Genomic DNA, 15,902 nt, shown 5'->3' on the forward strand with positions numbered 1-15,902 from the left:
GGCAGTCTTCTGCGGTCATCCCGATTGGCCGGATTCATCCCTTTTTGACCACATAGAGAGTTATGCCCAGGGGGCACCGCTGCCAGAATCATTGAGCAAGGCACAAACGCACTCCCCGTCCGGGGAGCCTTCGAGCCAACGAACGCGTGAGAACAATAACAATGCCCAGCGCCAATACTCTGTCCGACAGTCCCGCCCTCGCCTCCGGCGACTTCACCCACAGCGCCCAAGGCACCTCCCTGCGACGCATCCTCGGGCTGCCGGCCCTGGTGTTCTTCGGCCTGGTGTACATGGTGCCCCTGACCGTGTTCACCACCTACGGCGTGGTCACCCAGATCACCGGGGGGCGTACCGCCGCAGCCTATGTCGTGACCCTGCTGGCCATGATTTTCACGGCCCTGTCCTATAGCGTCATGGTCAGGAAGTACCCGATTGCCGGCTCGGCCTATTCCTACGCCAGCCTCAGTTTCGGACCGGGCATCGGCTTTCTCGCCGGCTGGTCGCTGCTGCTGGATTACCTGTTCCTGCCGATGATCAACTACCTGGTGATCGGCCTGTTTCTCAACCTGGCCTTTCCCGCCGTGCCGGCTTGGGTCTTCGTGGTGGCGACCATCAGCCTGGTGACGCTGCTGAACATTCGCGGCATCGGTTCGGTGTCGAGCATGAGCAACCTGATCGTCTGCGCGCAGATGGTGTTCGTGGTGGTGTTCGTAGCCCTGGTGATTCGCCAGCTGGCCGGGGCCGCAAGCCTGGACCTGAGTGCACCCTGGGTCGGCGACGGCAGCCAGAGCGGACTGTTGCCATTGATGGCTGGGGCCGCGGTGCTGTGCCTGTCGTTCCTGGGCTTTGACGCGGTGTCGACCCTGGCCGAGGAAACCCGTGACCCGCGCCGGGACATCCCACGGGCCATTGTCATCACCACCCTGGGCGCAGGGCTGCTGTTCATCCTGCTGGCCATGACCAGCCAACTGGCCTTCCCCGGCAGCAGCTTCAAGGACGCCGACTCGGCAGCCAGCGAAGTGATGCTGCATGCCGGCGGGCGTTTCCTGGAGATGTTCTTCACCGCCACCTATGTCGCCGGCGCTGCGGGCTCGGCCCTGGCGTCACAGGCCTCGGTGTCGCGCATCCTGTTCAGCATGGGTCGCGACGGCATCCTGCCACGGCGAGTGTTCGGCACCCTGTCGGAGCGCTACAAAACCCCGGTGATCGCCATTGTCCTGGTGTCGCTGGTGTCCTTGCTGGCGGTGGTCATCGACCTCACCACCCTGGCCTCGATGATCAGTTTCGGCGCGCTGGTGGCGTTCTCGGTGGTCAACCTGGCGGTGATCAAGAGTCACTTGGGACAGGGCCAGCCGCGCACGAGTGCGCGACTGCTGCAGTACGGCCTGCTGCCGTTGATCGGCTTCGGCCTGATCGTCTGGCTGTGGACCAGCCTCTCGGCCCTGACCCTGGGGATTGGTCTGGCCTGGTTCGCCCTGGGCCTGGTGTACCTGGGCATACACACCCGGGGCTTTAGTCAGCAGGCGCCGACGGTGCAGTTCTCCGAGCAGGCCTGAGTCACTGCACGCCGGTCGCCCTCAGAAGCCGATCGGCGTGGCTTCGAACCGCACCCGTGGATGGGCAATGCGGTCCTGGGCCCGCACCAGCTCCAGCTCGTAGCTGGCGCAGGCCTGGGTTTCCAGCAGCACTTCATGCACTGCGGCGGCGGTGAACTCGAACGCCGCCACCAGGCTGTCGCCCAACAACACCCGCGCCAGGAACAGACCCGACGTCAGGTCGCCCACCCCCACCGGCTGCCGCGGGAACGCCAGCAACGGGCGGCGCAAGTGCCAACTGCCCTCGGCGGTCACCAGTAGCATCTCGAAGCCTTCCGCCAGTTTGCCCGGGTAGTCCAGGTGCTTGACCAGCACCGCCTTGGGGCCCTTCTCCAGTAACGAGCGAGCCATGCCCAGGCAATCGAACAATGATTGCGGCTTGCGTCCGCAGAAGCTGTCCAGCTCCAGCTGGTTGGGGCACAGGAAGTCGGCCATGGCCACCGCCTCATCCAGCAGGAAGTCGCTAACCTCCGCCGGCACGCTGCAGCCCTTCTCCGGATGGCCCATCACCGGGTCGCACAGGTACAAGGCCTTGGGGTTGGTCGCCTTGATCCGCGCCACGCCACTGAGAATCGCCCGGCCCTGGGCCGCGCTGCCCAGGTAACCGGAGAGAATCGCGTCGCAGTTGCCCAGCTCGCCGATGGCGGCGATGCCTTCTACCAGCTCGGGAATCTGATGGGGCGCCAACACTTCTCCGGCCCACTGACCATACTGAGTGTGGTTGGAGAACTGTACGGTATTCAGGGGCCAGACATTCACCCCGACCCGCTGCATGGGAAACACCGCAGCACTGTTACCGGCATGGCCGAAAACCACATGGGACTGGATCGCAAGCAGGTGGGGCGTACGTTTCATGCAGGATTTTCCATAAAACCGGTGGAATTCAAGCCGCGCAGTATGCGACTAAACGCAGCCTGTACGACAGACCGGAGACGCAGTTAAGCTGACGCCACTTCGTTGGAGCAAACCTTCATGCTGACCCTTGGAAACATCTTTGTGCTGATGCTGCTGGCGACCGGCGCCGCCTGGCTATGGCACAACCACGGCCTGCGGGAGCGGGCGCTGGAGCGGGTCAAGCAGCACTGCGCACGGCTCGACATCGAGCTGCTGGACGGCAACGTCGCACTCAAGCGCATCGGTTTGGTCAAGGACGCCAACGGGCGCCGGCGCCTGGCGCGAATCTACAACTTCGAATTCACCGTGACCGGTGAAACCCGCCACGCCGGGACCATCACTCAGTTTGGAGCCCACAGCGCGCACATCGAGCTGGCGCCCTACCCATTCGAAGTGAAAGAGCCGTTGCCCAGCGCCGAGGTGATCGAACTGAGTCAGTGGCGCGAAGAGCACCGCAAGTTCAAGCCGTGAAATGCGCAGGCAAGCCTGCGCCTACAGGCGGCAAGCGCTGAGGCTGGCTTGCAGGGCGGCCATGTCCTGCGGGGCGCTGAAAATCAATTCCAGGCGCGAATCCCGTCGCCATTCGCTGGGCAGCCAGTTCAGCGGTGAATTATCCAAGCCATTGCCCGAGCGCCAGCCCTCATCGCAGTGGATCACCAGCTTGGCCCGACGCCAGTCGAGGTTCTGCAACCAGTGATCGACCCGGGCCAGGTCGAACTGCTGGCTCGGGTGCCAGCGCCAACCGATGCTCCAGCCCTCCTCCTGAGACTGACTGAGGCAGATCGGCAGCGCCGGATCGCTCCACACTGCCGGCAACTGTGCCAAGCCCTGGGGAACATCCAGTTGCTCCAGCGCCGCCCCGGCACTGGCCTCCAGACCCGGTAGCTCGGCCAAGGGCAAGGCGGCGTGGCGCGTCCAGAACAAGGGCAGGTCCGGCAACTGCTCCAGCACCCTCAGTCGATCGCTGTCGCTGAGCAGTTCGTCCTTGTTCAACACCAGCAAGCCGGCGCTGGACAGGGCATCCTGCTGGGCCTGGGGCAGCGGCTTGCCGGCCGCCAGAGCCTGGGCGTCGAGCACCAGTACGCAGGGCTGCAACGCCAGCACCCCCTGCCAGGGCGCAACGCTCAGTTGCTTGAGCAATTGCGCCGGGTGACCGAGGCCGGACGGCTCGATGAACAGACGATCCGGCTTGGCCTTGCGCAGCAGACGCCCCAAACCCACCTGAAACGGTGCGCCGTTGACACAGCACAGGCAGCCGCCGGCCACTTCTCCGAAAGCGATGCCATCGTCATCCCGAGTCAGCAAGGCCGCGTCCAGGCCAATCTTGCCGAACTCATTGATCAGCACCGCCCAGCGCTCATGGGCCGGGCGCTGGCTCAGCAGATGACGGATCAGGCTGGTCTTGCCTGCACCCAGGGGGCCGGCGATCACATGGGTAGGAATGTTCTGCAGCATGGAAGGATTTCCGCAAGCTTGTGCACTGATGCTACGCCCTTCCCCGTCGTGACGAAAATCCGCCGACGGCCGCAGGAGCAGGCTTGCCCGCGAACGCTCGCCGCTCACCCCAGCCAATCAAGAGTCAGTATCAAACGCCGCTCCCCCGGCGCCGGCTGCGGCGAACGATGAATCAGACCAAACCCCTCGTTGCCATGCCATTTCTCACCCTTGAACAGCGCCACTTCACCGCGGCCAATCTGCTGGATCAGCTCTGGCTCCCGAGGTTCGGCCGCAGCCTGCCCCAACTGCCGACGGTCCATCGCCCCTTCCCGCAACCACTGGCTGCCCATCCCGGCATAGGTGGTGATCAGGCGCACCGGTACATGGTCGACGTGAAACCGCGGGCACATGGCCTTGTCCAGCACCCGCAAGCGCAAGCCCACGCGTTTGGCACCCAACAGGCAGGCAAAGGCACTGACCAACCAGGAAACGTCGGCGATAAAGCCGTCATAACCCTGCAAGTCGCTGAAGCGCGCGGCCAAACCCCGCAGGTTCGGAGGGCAATCCTCATCCGGCAACTCCAGGGACAGGGATTCCGCCAAGGGCTCATTGAGGGACAACAGCAAGTCGCCGAAGTCCTCGATGTGCGCCGGCAACTGGCGCTGCCAGAGACCGAGGTTGACCTCATCGTCCAGCACCTCGGCCAGCACTGCCGGGGCCTGGCCAATGGCCGCGCGCCGGGAAACCAGCGGCACCGCACAAGGCAGCAGCAAGCACTTGGCCGTCAATGGAATGCTCAGTGGAGTCACCGGGGAACTCAGGGTCAGCATCAGGCCGCCTCCTCTTCATGCCAGGAACCGAAAGGGTCGGTCATCAGGCTCCAGCCCTCGACACCGAGGGCCATTTCATCGTCATCCAGCAGGCACAGGTCGAGCTCGGCACTGAGCCGGGTAAAGTCGATGTTCTGGCCGATGAACACCAGTTCCTGACGACAGTCGCCCGTGGCCGGGGTCCAGTTGTGCAGAATCGCCGCCGTGCTTTCCTCGTCCTGGGGCCAGTGCTGCTTGGGCACGAAGCGCCACCAGCGCCCGGCAAAGCCATGGCGCATCAAACCGCCGGCCTGGGACCAACTGCCCGCCTCCTGGTACTTGCTGGCGAGCCAGAAGAAGCCTTTTGAGCGCAGGAGCTTGCCGTTGACCCAGGGCCGGTTGATGAAGTTGAAGAAACGCTGGGGATGAAAGGGGCGGCGCGCTCGATAGGCGGTCGAGGCGATTCCGTACTCCTGGGTTTCCGGCACGTGCTCGCCGCGCAACTCTTGCAGCCAGCCCGGCGCCTGGGCCGCGCGTTCAAAGTCGAAGCGTCCGGTGTTGAGGATCTTGGCCAAGGGCACCTGGCCCATGACCATGGGAATGATCTCTGCCTGGGCGTTGAGCCGCGCCAGGATCGCCATCAGCTCCTGGCGCTCGGCGCTGCTGATCAGGTCGATCTTGCTGATGAGGATAACGTCGGCAAACTCCACCTGTTCGATCAGCAGGTCGGTGATCGAACGTTCGTCCTCCTCGCCCAGGGTTTCACCCCGGGAGGCCAGGCTTTGCGCGGCCTGGTAGTCCAGCAGGAAGTTCATGCCGTCGACTACGGTGACCATGGTATCGAGGCGGGCGATGTCCGCCAGGCTCTGCCCGGCCTCATCGCGAAAGGTGAAGGTTTCCGCCACCGGCAGCGGCTCGGAGATGCCGGTGGACTCGATCAGCAGGTAATCGAAGCGCCCGTCGCGGGCCAGCTTGCCCACCTCCTCCAGAAGGTCTTCGCGCAGGGTGCAGCAGATGCAGCCGTTGCTCATCTCCACCAACTTCTCTTCGGCACGATTGAGGCTGACATCACGCTGCACCTCGCTGCCGTCGATGTTGATTTCGCTCATGTCGTTGACGATCACCGCTACCCGCAGGTTGTCGCGGTTGCGCAGGATGTGATTGAGCAGGGTGCTTTTGCCGGCGCCAAGAAAGCCGGACAGCACGGTAACGGGAAGACGCTGGGTCATGGGGGGTTCCTCATCAGGTTCGCGGCTGGGTCAAAGCGCCCGTTGGTGGCGTTCGCGCAGCTCTTGGCGTTCTTTGGCTTCGATACACAGGGTGGCGGTGGGCCGCAGCAGCAGGCGCTTGAGGCCGATGGCCTCGCCGGTGTCGCGACACCAGCCGTACTCGCCCCGGGCCAGGCGCTCCAGGGCCTCGTCGATCTTGTCCAGGAGCTTCTTTTCCCGTTCCAGCAGGCGCAGTTGCCATTGCCGCTGTTCTTCGGCGCTACCGATGTCGGCGGGGTCGCTGTGGGGTTCCTGCTCGCGCAGTTGGTCGAACTCAGCGGCAATGCGCTCCTGCAATTCGCTGCGCTGGGCCAGCAGCAGATCGCGGAAGAAGCCCTGTTGGGCGTCGTTCATGTAATGCGCCGGGGGTTCGGCGAGGAGCTCTTGTTCAGTCATGGCGGGGTCACGGGTCAGGCTTTATTTGATGTTATATTATAACAATGCACATTAGCCAATACTCCCTTGCCGCCCACGACGAAGGGCGCGATGCTGCGCCCCTGTCGCCACGAGAACTGCCATGCGCCTTGTCCTGCCCACCCTGCTTTCAGGCCTGATGCTGCTGGCCGGCCACGCCACAGCCGGCGTGCCCAGCACCCTGGCCACCTGCACCCGCAGCGCCACCCTGCTGGCCTGTGTCGATCCCTTGGGCAACGCCTACAGCGTCGCCACGGCGGGCAGCACCACTTACTTGCGCGGGTTCGAGGTAATCGGCAAACGCTACTGGGCGCAGACCAACAGTCGCTACGGGCAACTGACCTTCTTCACCGGCCTGGCCTCCGACGGCGAAGCCTGGGTGGGCTACAGCCAGCGCGTGGGCTGGACCACCCGCAATCGCTTCTCCAGCTCCGGCGGCAGCAGCGCCAAGTTCACCTGCAGCCGTATCAGCGGCTGCTAGACGCGCCAACACCGCGCCCGGTGCAGGCGCCGGCGGCTACACAGCGCGGTTGTTCCTGGTTTCCTGGAGCCAGGCCATGTAGCTGTTGGCTGGCGGGTTCTTTTCGAAGTAGCGCTGCAAGCCTTTGAACAGGCCGTCGGCAATCGCCTGCTGATGCCGCGTCGTGACCAGCCGCTGACTGTCGCGGCTGTTGGAGATAAAGCCGGTTTCCACCAGGATCGATGGCACATCCGGCGACTTGAGCACCGCGAATCCGGCCTGTTCCACGCGCTTCTGGTGCAGGGTGGTAATCCCCGACAGGCTGTCCAGCACCGTGCCCCCTAGCTGCAGGCTGGCGGCAATGGTGGCGTTCATCGACATGTCGAGAATCACCCCCGCCAGCATCGGGTCCTTGTCCTTGAGATTGAGCAGGCTGCTGGCCCCCAGCAGGTCGGCATCGTTCTCCCGCTGGGCCATGAAGCGCGCGGTGGCCGAAGTCGCCCCGCCTTCGGACAAGGCATACACCGAGGCACCGGAGGCGGTAAGACGCGGCGCCGCATCGGCGTGCACCGAGATGAACATGTCGGCCTTGTGCTTGCGGGCGATCTCCACCCGCTTGCGCAGCGGCACGAAGAAGTCATCGTTGCGTACCAGCTTCACGTCAAACCCCTTCTCGCGCTTGAGCCGCTTGGCCAGCAACTGGGCGATGGACAGCACCACATCCTTCTCCCGTTCCCCCTTGGCCCCCACGGCGCCCGGGTCCTTGCCACCGTGGCCGGGGTCCACTACCACGATGATGTCGCGCTTGGGATGGGGCTTGCCCGGCGACGCCTCGGGCTTGGCCAGAGGCGCAGCGCCCGCGGCGATCTGCAGCGACGCCTTGCCGGCCTCGGACAGGTCCAGCACCAGTCGGTGGCCCTGTCCATCCTGGGGCGGCAGGAGAAAGCTGTTGAGCTGCACCGGCTTGTTCAGGTCGAGGACGATCCGCGTATCGCCCTGGCCAAAATGCCCGGAGCGGATCGCGCGGATCACCGTATGGGCCAGGGGCAACTGACTGAAATCGCCACTCAGGCGAGCGCCGTTCACATCGATGATCAAGCGCTCCGGCGCGCTCAGGGTGAAGGTCTTGTACTGCACCGGCCCACTCAGATCGAGCACCAGCCGCAGCTTGTCGGCGTCTTTCCACAGCCGCGCATTACGGATCTGCGCGGCGGAAACAGTCCAGGGCAACATCAGGGCCGTGCCGGCCAACAGCAGGTTGAGCAATTGACGTCTGTGCATGACAAATACCGCAGTGAAGGGAGTGTCCGTACTCACAAGAACAGGCCAGAGAACCGCCGAGGAAAAATGTTTCATCGGATGTATTGTTATAATATAACATGTCGGAATATTCCTAACGACGGACCTGTTCATGAACGCGCTGACTCTGCCGGATATCGCCGCGCAGGCCTCACGCCAAGCCTTGCCCCTGGAATGGGTGGGCATGTGCGGCATTGCCTTACCTGTAGTGATGGACAGCCAACGGATCGCTGCCAAAGCCGATGCCGGAGTCAGCCTCGACGATGGCGAAGCGCGAGGCATTCATATGTCGCGCTTGTATCTGGCCCTGGAAATGCTCGAACAGGACAACCTCACGCCTGCTCTGCTGCGCCAGGTGCTACAGCGCTTTCTCGACAGTCACGAGGGCCTGGCCCACAGCGCCTACCTACGGCTGCACTTCGATCTGCTGCTCAAACGTCCGGCCTTGGTCAGTCCTTTGGCCGGTTGGAAGAGCTATCCGTTGAGCATTGAAGCGCGGCTGAAAAACGCGATGTTCCACGTGGAACTAAAAATCGTCGTGCCTTATTCCTCAACCTGCCCTTGCTCGGCCGCCCTTTCCCGTCAACTGATCCAACAGCAATTCGTCAACGATTTCGCCAACCAACCACTGCAGCACGCCGACATTCTGGCTTGGCTGGGCTCGACCCAAGGCATAGTCGCCACGCCCCATAGCCAACGCAGCAACGCCGAACTGCATCTGCGCCTGGACGAATTCCTCGACGAGCTGCCGTTGATTGCCCTGATCAACGACGCTGAAAGTGCCCTGGGCACCGCCGTGCAAACGGCGGTCAAGCGCGCCGATGAGCAGGCCTTCGCTCTGGCCAACGGACAAAACCTGATGTTTTGCGAAGACGCCGCCCGCCGCCTGAACCTGGCGCTGCGCCGCTCTCCTGGCGTCAACGCCTTCCAGCTGCGGGTTGTGCATGCAGAAAGCCTGCACGCCCACGACGCCGTGGCGCAAAGCCGCTGGAACTGGGAGGCCTGATGATCCGTTGCCAAGGTTTACGCTGGGGCGCGCCGGGCCAACCCCTGACTCCGGCCCTGGATCTGCACCTGCCCAGCGGCAGCCTGAGCGCCGTCATCGGCGCCAACGGTTCGGGCAAAAGCAGCCTGCTAAAAGTCCTGGCCGGGCTGCAAAAGCCCCTGGCCGGCAAGGTCGATCTGACATTGCCCAAACGGGGCGGCTTTTCGTTCCTGCCGCAACAGCAACACCTCGATCGCCAGTTTCCCATCAGCCTGGAAGCGCTGGTGGCCGGTGGCTTCTGGGGCAAGTGCGAAACGGCCAGGGCCCGGGCAGAAAAACTGCAGGCGGTGCTCGAAGACTGGCATTTGAGTGGCTTGGAAAGTCGCCCGTTGATGGCCCTTTCCGGTGGAGAATTGCAGCGCGCGCTGCTGGCCCGACTGAGCCTGACCGAAGCACCGCTGCTGCTCCTGGACGAACCCCACGCCGCCCTCGACGAAGCAGGCCAGAGCCTGCTCTGGCAACACCTGCACAGCTGGCACGCCCAGGGCCGGACCCTGGTGGTGGTTTGCCATGACCTAGCCGCCGTGCACCAGCACATCCCCCAGACCTTGTGGATCAAAAGCAGCGGCTGTGTCCTGGGCCAGAGCCGGGAACTGATCGCCCCACCATCCCGGACGCAGGTGGCTTGATGCAGTTCGCCGCGCATTTCTGGCAACCCTTCAGCGAATTCGTGTTCATGCGTCGGGCCTTGCTCGGCGGTCTGGTACTGGCCTGCAGCACGGCTCCCCTGGGCGTATTCCTGATCCTGCGGCGCATGAGCCTGATCGGCGATGCGGTGGCCCACGGCATCCTCCCCGGCGCGGCCCTGGGCTTCTGGTTCGCCGGTCTCAGTTTGCCGGCCCTGACCTTCGGCGGTCTGGGCGCCGGCCTGGGCATGGCCGGTCTCGCGGCCTGGATCACCCGCCGCACCGGCCTGCGGGAAGACGCCAGCATCGCGGCGATCTACCCCATCTCCCTGGCCAGCGGCGTCCTGATCCTCGGGCTGGCGGGCAAACGCCTGGACCTGCTGCACCTGCTGTTCGGCTCGGCCCTGGCGGTGGACGGCCCGACCCTCAACGGTATGCTCCTGGTCTCGGGCTTCAGCCTGCTGGCCATGGCCCTGATCTACAAACCCCTGCTGCTGGACACCCTCGACCCCCTGTTCCTGCACAGCGTCAGCCGCCTGGGTCCCCTGGCCCACGGCCTGTTCCTGACCCTGGTGGTGCTCAATCTGGTGATCGGTTTCCAGGCCATCGGCGCCCTGATGGTGGTGGGGCTGATGATGCTGCCGGCCGCCGCCTCGCGCTTCTGGAGCCGTCGGCTGCCGCGGTTGGTGGGCATCGCTGCGCTGCTGGGTTGTCTTTCGGTCTGGCTCGGCCTGTTGCTGTCGTTCCATTACTCGCTGCCCAGCGGACCGGCCATCGTGCTGGTGGCGGGCAGCCTGTACCTGCTCTCCGTGGTGTTCGGGCCGGTGCACGGCCTGTTGCACCGCCCGCCTTTGCTCACATCCCCATGAGGTGTTTCCCGATGCGCGTTCTACTCGTGCTGTTCAGCCTGCTGCTGCCCCTGTCGTGGTCCACCGCCCAGGCCGCGGACAAGCTGGCGGTGGTCACCAGCTTCAGCATCCTCGCCGACATGACCCGCCAGGTCGGCGGCGAGCATGTACAGATCACCAACCTGGTAGGCGCCGACGAAGACGCCCACACCTACGAACCCACACCGGACGATGCCAAAGCCCTGCTCAAAGCCCGGCTGATCATCAAGAACGGCCTGGGCTTCGAACCCTGGCTGGATCGTCTGGTCGCCAGCTCGGCCACCAAGACGCCAGTGATCACCGCCAGTCGCGGGGTGATTCCACGGACCTTGGACGAGGACGGCGAACAGGTGCCCGACCCGCATGCCTGGCACAACCTGGCCAACAGCGAACTCTATGTGAACAACATCACCAAGGCGCTGATTGCCGCCGACCCGGCTCACCAGGCCGACTACCAGCGCAACAGCCAGGCCTACCTGCAACAGATCTACCGCCTGCTGGCCGAGGCCAAGACCAAGCTCGGCGCCCTGCCTCCGGGCAACCGCAAGATCGTCACTTCTCACGACGCCTTCGGCTACCTGGGCCAGGCCTACGGCATCGACTTCATGGCGCCCCAAGGCCTGTCCACCGAACGCGAGCCCTCAGCCGCCGAAGTCGCGGCGCTGATCACCCAGATCCGTAACGCCAAGGTCAAGGCGGTGTTCATGGAAAACATCAAGGACGCCCGCCTGCTCAAGCAGATCGCCGAGGAAAGCGGCGCTCATATTGGCGGCACCCTGTACTCCGATGCCCTGTCGGCCACGGGCCCGGCCAGCACCTTCATCGGGCTGTTCGAATACAACCTCAACACCCTGTACGACGCCCTGAGCCGACCATGATCCAGCGCCCGCCGCTGTCGCTGCTGGACCTGGAAACCGCCGCCCTGGGCAGTCGTTGGCCGCTGACCGCCGTGCTCGACGCCCTGCCCTGGAACAGCGACGGACTGATCGCCGCCATTGCCCAGCAACACGACAGCGGCGAGGTGCTGATGCTGGCCTGGATGAACCGCCGGGCCCTGGCCGAAACCCTGGCCAGCGGCCAGGTCTGCTATTGGTCGCGCTCGCGCCAGTGCCTGTGGCGCAAGGGCGAAAGCTCCGGGCATCGCCAGCGTCTGATCGAAGCGCGCCTGGACTGCGATGGCGACGCGGTGTTGCTGCAAGTGGAGCAACAAGGCCCCGCCTGCCACACCGGTCGCCCCAACTGTTTCTACAACGCCATTCGCGATGGCGCGGTGGAAGTCATCAGTTCCCCCTTGAAGGACTCGCGCCATGATTCGTAAAAACCCCTCCGGCGATCTGCCGGTAATCGCCGAATCCGCCTATGTGGACAAGACCGCCATCATCTGCGGCAAGGTGGTGATCGGCGACAACGTGTTCGTCGGCCCCTACGCGGTGATCCGCGCCGACGAGGTCGACGCCAGCGGCCAGATGGAAGCCATCACCATCGGCGCCAATTCGAATATCCAGGACGGCGTGGTGATCCACTCCAAATCCGGTGCCGCCGTCACCATCGGCCAGCACACCTCCATCGCCCACCGCTCCATCGTCCACGGCCCCTGCGTGGTCGGCGACCGGGTGTTCATCGGTTTCAACAGCGTGCTGTTCAACTGCGTGGTGGGTGACGGCAGCGTGGTCCGGCACAACTCGGTGGTGGACGGTCGTGACCTGCCACCAGGCTTCTACGTGCCCTCCACCACCCGCATCGGCCCCAAGACCGACCTGGCGCAGTTCCCTCCGGTGAGCATCAGCGCTTCAGAATTTTCCGAAGACGTGGCCCGCACCAACGTCGATCTGGTCCGCGGCTACAAGGCCCTGCAGAACGAGTTTTGAGCATGAGCCGAATCCTTATCCGCAACGCCCGCCTGGTGAACGAAGGACGCGAGTTCGACGCCGACCTGCTGGTCAATCAGGGCCGAATCGAGACCATCGGCAGCCTCGACCACCTCAGCGCCGAACTGGAAATCGACGCCCAGGGCCAATGGCTGCTGCCGGGGATGATCGACGACCAGGTGCACTTTCGCGATCCCGGCGCCCCGGAAAAAGGCAGCATCCATAGCGAGTCCCGCGCCGCAGTGGCCGGTGGCATCACCAGCTTCATGGACATGCCCAACACCTCGCCGGCGACCTTGACCCTGGCCGCTCTGGCCGACAAGAAACGCCGCGCAGCCGTCGCCTCGGTGGCCAACTACGGCTTTCACTTCGGCGTCAGCAACGACAACCTCGACACCGTCGCCGCCCTCGATCCCAGCGAGGTCGCCGGGGTCAAGGTATTCATGGGCGCCTCCACCGGCAACATGCTGGTGGACGATCCCCAGGTGCTCGACCGGCTGTTTCGCCAGGTACCGACCATCCTCCTGGCCCACTGCGAACACACCCCGAGCATCCAGCTCAAGCAGCAACGCTGGCAGCAACTCTATGGCGATCAGATTCCCGCCGCGGCTCACCCGCGCATTCGCGATGCCGAGGCCTGCTACCGCTCATCGTCCCTGGCGGTGGAACTGGCGAAGAAACACGGCACCCGCCTGCACGTCCTGCACCTGACCAGCGCCCGGGAACTGGCCCTGTTCGAGGACCGGCCCCTGGCCGAGAAACGCATCACCGCCGAAGTCTGCCTGCATCACCTGCTGTTCGATGACCGCGACTACTCGCGTCTCGGCCACTTGATCAAATGCAACCCGGCCATCAAGACCCAGGCCGATCGCGACGCCTTGCGCCAGGCCCTCAACAGCCAGCGCCTGGACATCATCGGCAGCGACCACGCACCCCACACCTGGGAGCAGAAACAGCAGCCCTATACCCGTGCGCCCGCCGGCCTGCCTCTGGTGCAGCACGCCTTGCCGGCCTTGCTGGAACTGGTGGCGGACCGGGTCCTGCCCCTGACCACCCTGGTGGCCAAGACCAGCCACCGGGTGGCCGACCTGTTCGCCATCCCCGACCGCGGCTACCTGCGCGAAGGCTACTGGGCCGATCTGGTGCTGATCCGTGCCGAGCCCGAAGGCCTGCCCGTGGACCGCCAGCCGATTCTTGCCCAATGCGGCTGGACCCCGTTTGCCGGCCAGCGCTTTCGCCATAGCGTCGCCACCACCCTGGTATCGGGCCAACTCGCCTGGCACCAGGGGCGTCTGTACGACCACTGTCAGGGCCTGCCCCTGCGCTTCAACCGCTAATCCCCAAGCCTGACCAAGGACCACCGAAGATGATCCGCATCACCCTGCCTGATGGCGCGTGCCGTGAGTACGACCAGCCATTGTCCGTGTTCGAGGTGGCCGCCAGCATTGGCAGCGGCCTGGCCAAAGCCGCCGTGGCCGGGCGGGTCGATGGCCGGCTGGTGGACTGTGACTACCTGCTGGACAGCGACACCCGCCTGAGTATCGTCACCGCGACCGACCCCGATGGCCTGGAAATCCTGCGTCACTCCTGCGCCCACCTACTGGCCATGGCGGTGAAGCAGCTGTACCCCTCGGCCCAGGTCACCATTGGCCCGGTGATCGAGGACGGCTTCTTCTATGACTTCGCCTACGAGCGCCCTTTCACCCCCGAGGATCTGGAACTGATCGAGGCGCGCATGCACAGCCTTGCCGCCACCAACCACACCTTGCGCCGCCGCGAGCTGTCCCGGGAGCAGGCACTGGAACACTTTGCCGACCAGGGCGAGCACTACAAGGTCGAGCTGATCCGCGACCTGCCCCCGGAGGCTGTGCTGTCGCTGTACCGCCAGGGCGATTTCGAAGACCTGTGCCGCGGCCCCCACGTGCGTACCACTGGCCAATTGCGGGCCTTCAAGCTGACCAAGGTGGCCGGCGCCTATTGGCGCGGCGACGCCAGCAACGCACCGTTGCAACGGATCTACGGTACCTGCTGGGCCACCCGCCAGGATCTGGACGCTCATCTGCTTCGTCAGGAACAGGCCGCCAAGCGCGACCACCGCAAGCTGGGGCAGCAACTGGACCTGTTTCACTTCGACGATTGCGCGCCGGGGTCGGTGTTCTGGCATGCCAAGGGCTGGACCCTGTTCAAGCAGTTGATCGGCTATATGCGCCAGCGTCAGGAACAGGCGGGCTACCAGGAAGTGAACACCCCGGATGTGATGGACCGCAGCCTCTGGGAAACCTCCGGGCACTGGCAGAACTACCGCGACCACATGTTCACCACCAGCACCGAGGACCAGCGCACCTTCGCCCTCAAGCCCATGAACTGCCCCGGCGCGGTGGCGATCTTCGGCCACGGCTTGAAGAGCTACCGCGACCTGCCCCTGCGCATCGCCGAGTTCGGCAAGGTCCATCGCTACGAACCTTCAGGGGCACTGCACGGCTTGCTGCGGGTACGCCACTTCACCCAGGACGACGCCCACATCTTCTGCACCCCGGAACAGATGCAGGACGAATGCGCCCGCACCATCGCCCTGGTGTTCGACATCTATAAGGAGTTCGGTTTCGACGAGGTGGCGGTGAAGCTCTCCACGCGCCCGGCCAATCGCATCGGCAGCGACGAGGTCTGGGATCAGCTGGAAAGCGCCCTGGTCGGTGCCCTGCAGAGCATGCAGATCGACTATCGGCTCAACCCGGGAGAAGGCGCCTTCTACGGTCCGAAACTGGAGTTCGTGCTGCGCGACGCCATCGGCCGCGACTGGCAGTGCGGCACCCTGCAAGTGGATCTCAACCTCCCCGAGCGCTTCGCCATCAGCTACATCGCCGACAACGGCGAACGCCGGCAACCGGTGATGCTGCACCGCGCGCTGTTCGGTTCCCTGGAGCGCTTCATCGGCATCCTCATCGAGCACCATGGCGGCGCCCTGCCCTTGTGGCTGGCGCCGCAACAAGTGGTGGTGCTCAACATCAGCGAGGCTCAGGCGGACTATGCCTGGGAAATCAGCGAGCGCCTGCGCCGTCAGGGGCTGCGGTCCAGTGCCGACCTGCGCAACGAAAAGATCGGCTACAAGATCCGTGAGCACAGCCTGCAGAAAGTGCCCTACCTGCTGGTAATCGGGGACAAGGAGAAAGCGGGAGGCTACGTCAGCCTGCGCAGCAGAAATGGTGAGGATCTGGGACAGCTGACGCTGGAGCAGGCAGTGGAACGGATTGCCTAGCCGGTGCCCGGGCCTGGCGGCGAAAGCCCTGGTGTCTGCAGGGC

17 protein-coding genes are annotated in these 15,902 nt (G+C 64.6%); 11 read left to right on the forward strand and 6 right to left on the reverse strand.

Going from position 1 to position 15,902, the window contains the following annotated elements; all coding sequences use genetic code 11:
* Positions 1-161: 161 nt before the first annotated feature.
* A complete protein-coding gene (locus tag P7C00_RS00155) occupies positions 162-1,556 on the forward strand; it encodes an APC family permease (protein WP_346634747.1) in 1,395 nt (464 codons plus the stop codon).
* A gap of 21 nt (positions 1,557-1,577) precedes the next feature.
* On the opposite strand, the gene pdxY is transcribed toward P7C00_RS00155, so the two are convergent.
* On the reverse strand, positions 1,578-2,450 hold the full coding sequence (gene pdxY, locus P7C00_RS00160; protein WP_123723659.1) for a pyridoxal kinase PdxY: 873 nt from the start codon (positions 2,448-2,450) through the stop codon (positions 1,578-1,580).
* Positions 2,451-2,567: 117 nt separating this feature from the next.
* On the opposite strand from pdxY, the gene P7C00_RS00165 reads away from it, so the two are divergent.
* On the forward strand, positions 2,568-2,960 hold the full coding sequence (locus P7C00_RS00165) for a DUF3301 domain-containing protein (RefSeq protein WP_123723660.1): 393 nt from the start codon (positions 2,568-2,570) through the stop codon (positions 2,958-2,960).
* Between the two features lie 21 nt (positions 2,961-2,981).
* Here P7C00_RS00165 and P7C00_RS00170 read toward each other — a convergent pair whose 3' ends face one another.
* The 4 genes from P7C00_RS00170 to dksA all read right to left on the reverse strand — a co-directional run bounded on the left by P7C00_RS00170 (position 2,982) and on the right by dksA (position 6,399).
* Positions 2,982-3,944 carry a CobW family GTP-binding protein gene (locus P7C00_RS00170; RefSeq protein ID WP_404937938.1) on the reverse strand — a complete coding sequence of 321 codons (963 nt, stop codon included), beginning with the start codon at positions 3,942-3,944 and terminating at the stop codon, positions 2,982-2,984.
* A 104-nt stretch (positions 3,945-4,048) separates the two neighbouring features.
* Positions 4,049-4,756, reverse strand: a complete 708-nt coding sequence (locus tag P7C00_RS00175; RefSeq protein ID WP_404937939.1) for a DUF1826 domain-containing protein — start codon at positions 4,754-4,756, stop codon at positions 4,049-4,051.
* Positions 4,756-5,964, reverse strand: coding sequence for a zinc metallochaperone GTPase ZigA (gene zigA, locus P7C00_RS00180; RefSeq protein ID WP_404937940.1), 1,209 nt, complete (start codon positions 5,962-5,964; stop codon positions 4,756-4,758). Before zigA ends, P7C00_RS00175 begins: the two co-directional genes overlap by 1 nt.
* A 30-nt stretch (positions 5,965-5,994) precedes the next feature.
* Positions 5,995-6,399, reverse strand: coding sequence for an RNA polymerase-binding protein DksA (dksA, locus tag P7C00_RS00185; RefSeq protein WP_346634743.1), 405 nt, complete (start codon positions 6,397-6,399; stop codon positions 5,995-5,997).
* Between the two features lie 121 nt (positions 6,400-6,520).
* Here dksA and P7C00_RS00190 point away from each other — a divergent pair, with 121 nt between their 5' ends.
* Positions 6,521-6,898, forward strand: a complete 378-nt coding sequence (locus P7C00_RS00190) for a glutamine synthetase (RefSeq protein WP_404937941.1) — start codon at positions 6,521-6,523, stop codon at positions 6,896-6,898.
* Positions 6,899-6,934: 36 nt separating this feature from the next.
* Here the strand turns inward: P7C00_RS00190 and P7C00_RS00195 are convergent, their stop codons facing one another.
* The gene (locus P7C00_RS00195; RefSeq protein WP_404937942.1) at positions 6,935-8,158 is read right to left on the reverse strand and encodes an N-acetylmuramoyl-L-alanine amidase; all 1,224 of its coding nucleotides are present in this window, start codon (positions 8,156-8,158) and stop codon (positions 6,935-6,937) included.
* 130 nt (positions 8,159-8,288) lie between these two features.
* Here P7C00_RS00195 and folE2 point away from each other — a divergent pair, with 130 nt between their 5' ends.
* From folE2 to thrS, 8 genes are read left to right on the forward strand one after another with little or no spacing between them, the layout of a single operon-like run.
* Positions 8,289-9,182 carry a GTP cyclohydrolase FolE2 gene (folE2, locus tag P7C00_RS00200; protein WP_404937943.1) on the forward strand — a complete coding sequence of 298 codons (894 nt, stop codon included), beginning with the start codon at positions 8,289-8,291 and terminating at the stop codon, positions 9,180-9,182.
* Positions 9,182-9,850, forward strand: a complete 669-nt coding sequence (locus tag P7C00_RS00205; RefSeq protein WP_404937944.1) for a metal ABC transporter ATP-binding protein — start codon at positions 9,182-9,184, stop codon at positions 9,848-9,850. Before folE2 ends, P7C00_RS00205 begins: the two co-directional genes overlap by 1 nt.
* Positions 9,850-10,716 carry a metal ABC transporter permease gene (locus P7C00_RS00210; RefSeq protein ID WP_404937945.1) on the forward strand — a complete coding sequence of 289 codons (867 nt, stop codon included), beginning with the start codon at positions 9,850-9,852 and terminating at the stop codon, positions 10,714-10,716. The genes P7C00_RS00205 and P7C00_RS00210 overlap by 1 nt, the downstream gene beginning before the upstream one ends.
* A gap of 11 nt (positions 10,717-10,727) precedes the next feature.
* Positions 10,728-11,612: a metal ABC transporter substrate-binding protein gene (locus P7C00_RS00215; RefSeq protein ID WP_404937946.1), complete on the forward strand. Its 885-nt coding sequence runs from the start codon at positions 10,728-10,730 to the stop codon at positions 11,610-11,612.
* Positions 11,609-12,052 carry a phosphoribosyl-AMP cyclohydrolase gene (gene hisI / locus P7C00_RS00220; protein WP_123723670.1) on the forward strand — a complete coding sequence of 148 codons (444 nt, stop codon included), beginning with the start codon at positions 11,609-11,611 and terminating at the stop codon, positions 12,050-12,052. The genes P7C00_RS00215 and hisI overlap by 4 nt, the downstream gene beginning before the upstream one ends.
* The gene (locus P7C00_RS00225; RefSeq protein ID WP_102862389.1) at positions 12,042-12,602 is read left to right on the forward strand and encodes a carbonate dehydratase; all 561 of its coding nucleotides are present in this window, start codon (positions 12,042-12,044) and stop codon (positions 12,600-12,602) included. Before hisI ends, P7C00_RS00225 begins: the two co-directional genes overlap by 11 nt.
* 2 nt (positions 12,603-12,604) lie before the next feature.
* Complete coding sequence (locus P7C00_RS00230) at positions 12,605-13,939, forward strand: dihydroorotase (protein ID WP_404937947.1); 1,335 nt, start codon at positions 12,605-12,607, stop codon at positions 13,937-13,939.
* 29 nt (positions 13,940-13,968) lie between these two features.
* Positions 13,969-15,858: a threonine--tRNA ligase gene (gene thrS, locus P7C00_RS00235; protein WP_404937948.1), complete on the forward strand. Its 1,890-nt coding sequence runs from the start codon at positions 13,969-13,971 to the stop codon at positions 15,856-15,858.
* Positions 15,859-15,902: the final 44 nt, after the last annotated feature.

Source organism: Pseudomonas sp. JDS08PS003, assembly GCF_045013505.1.
GTDB lineage: Bacteria > Pseudomonadota > Gammaproteobacteria > Pseudomonadales > Pseudomonadaceae > Aquipseudomonas > Aquipseudomonas protegens_B.

Bases quoted from the DNA above. Each gene is read 5' to 3' on its own strand.
- P7C00_RS00155 (WP_346634747.1), top strand. From the start codon at position 162: ATGCCCAGCGCCAATACTCTGTCCGACAGTCCCGCCCTCGCCTCCGGC.
- pdxY (WP_123723659.1), bottom strand. From the start codon at position 2,450: ATGAAACGTACGCCCCACCTGCTTGCGATCCAGTCCCATGTGGTTTTC.
- P7C00_RS00165 (WP_123723660.1), top strand. From the start codon at position 2,568: ATGCTGACCCTTGGAAACATCTTTGTGCTGATGCTGCTGGCGACCGGC.
- P7C00_RS00170 (WP_404937938.1), bottom strand. From the start codon at position 3,944: ATGCTGCAGAACATTCCTACCCATGTGATCGCCGGCCCCCTGGGTGCA.
- P7C00_RS00175 (WP_404937939.1), bottom strand. From the start codon at position 4,756: ATGCTGACCCTGAGTTCCCCGGTGACTCCACTGAGCATTCCATTGACG.
- zigA (WP_404937940.1), bottom strand. From the start codon at position 5,964: ATGACCCAGCGTCTTCCCGTTACCGTGCTGTCCGGCTTTCTTGGCGCC.
- dksA (WP_346634743.1), bottom strand. From the start codon at position 6,399: ATGACTGAACAAGAGCTCCTCGCCGAACCCCCGGCGCATTACATGAAC.
- P7C00_RS00190 (WP_404937941.1), top strand. From the start codon at position 6,521: ATGCGCCTTGTCCTGCCCACCCTGCTTTCAGGCCTGATGCTGCTGGCC.
- P7C00_RS00195 (WP_404937942.1), bottom strand. From the start codon at position 8,158: ATGCACAGACGTCAATTGCTCAACCTGCTGTTGGCCGGCACGGCCCTG.
- folE2 (WP_404937943.1), top strand. From the start codon at position 8,289: ATGAACGCGCTGACTCTGCCGGATATCGCCGCGCAGGCCTCACGCCAA.
- P7C00_RS00205 (WP_404937944.1), top strand. From the start codon at position 9,182: ATGATCCGTTGCCAAGGTTTACGCTGGGGCGCGCCGGGCCAACCCCTG.
- P7C00_RS00210 (WP_404937945.1), top strand. From the start codon at position 9,850: ATGCAGTTCGCCGCGCATTTCTGGCAACCCTTCAGCGAATTCGTGTTC.
- P7C00_RS00215 (WP_404937946.1), top strand. From the start codon at position 10,728: ATGCGCGTTCTACTCGTGCTGTTCAGCCTGCTGCTGCCCCTGTCGTGG.
- hisI (WP_123723670.1), top strand. From the start codon at position 11,609: ATGATCCAGCGCCCGCCGCTGTCGCTGCTGGACCTGGAAACCGCCGCC.
- P7C00_RS00225 (WP_102862389.1), top strand. From the start codon at position 12,042: ATGATTCGTAAAAACCCCTCCGGCGATCTGCCGGTAATCGCCGAATCC.
- P7C00_RS00230 (WP_404937947.1), top strand. From the start codon at position 12,605: ATGAGCCGAATCCTTATCCGCAACGCCCGCCTGGTGAACGAAGGACGC.
- thrS (WP_404937948.1), top strand. From the start codon at position 13,969: ATGATCCGCATCACCCTGCCTGATGGCGCGTGCCGTGAGTACGACCAG.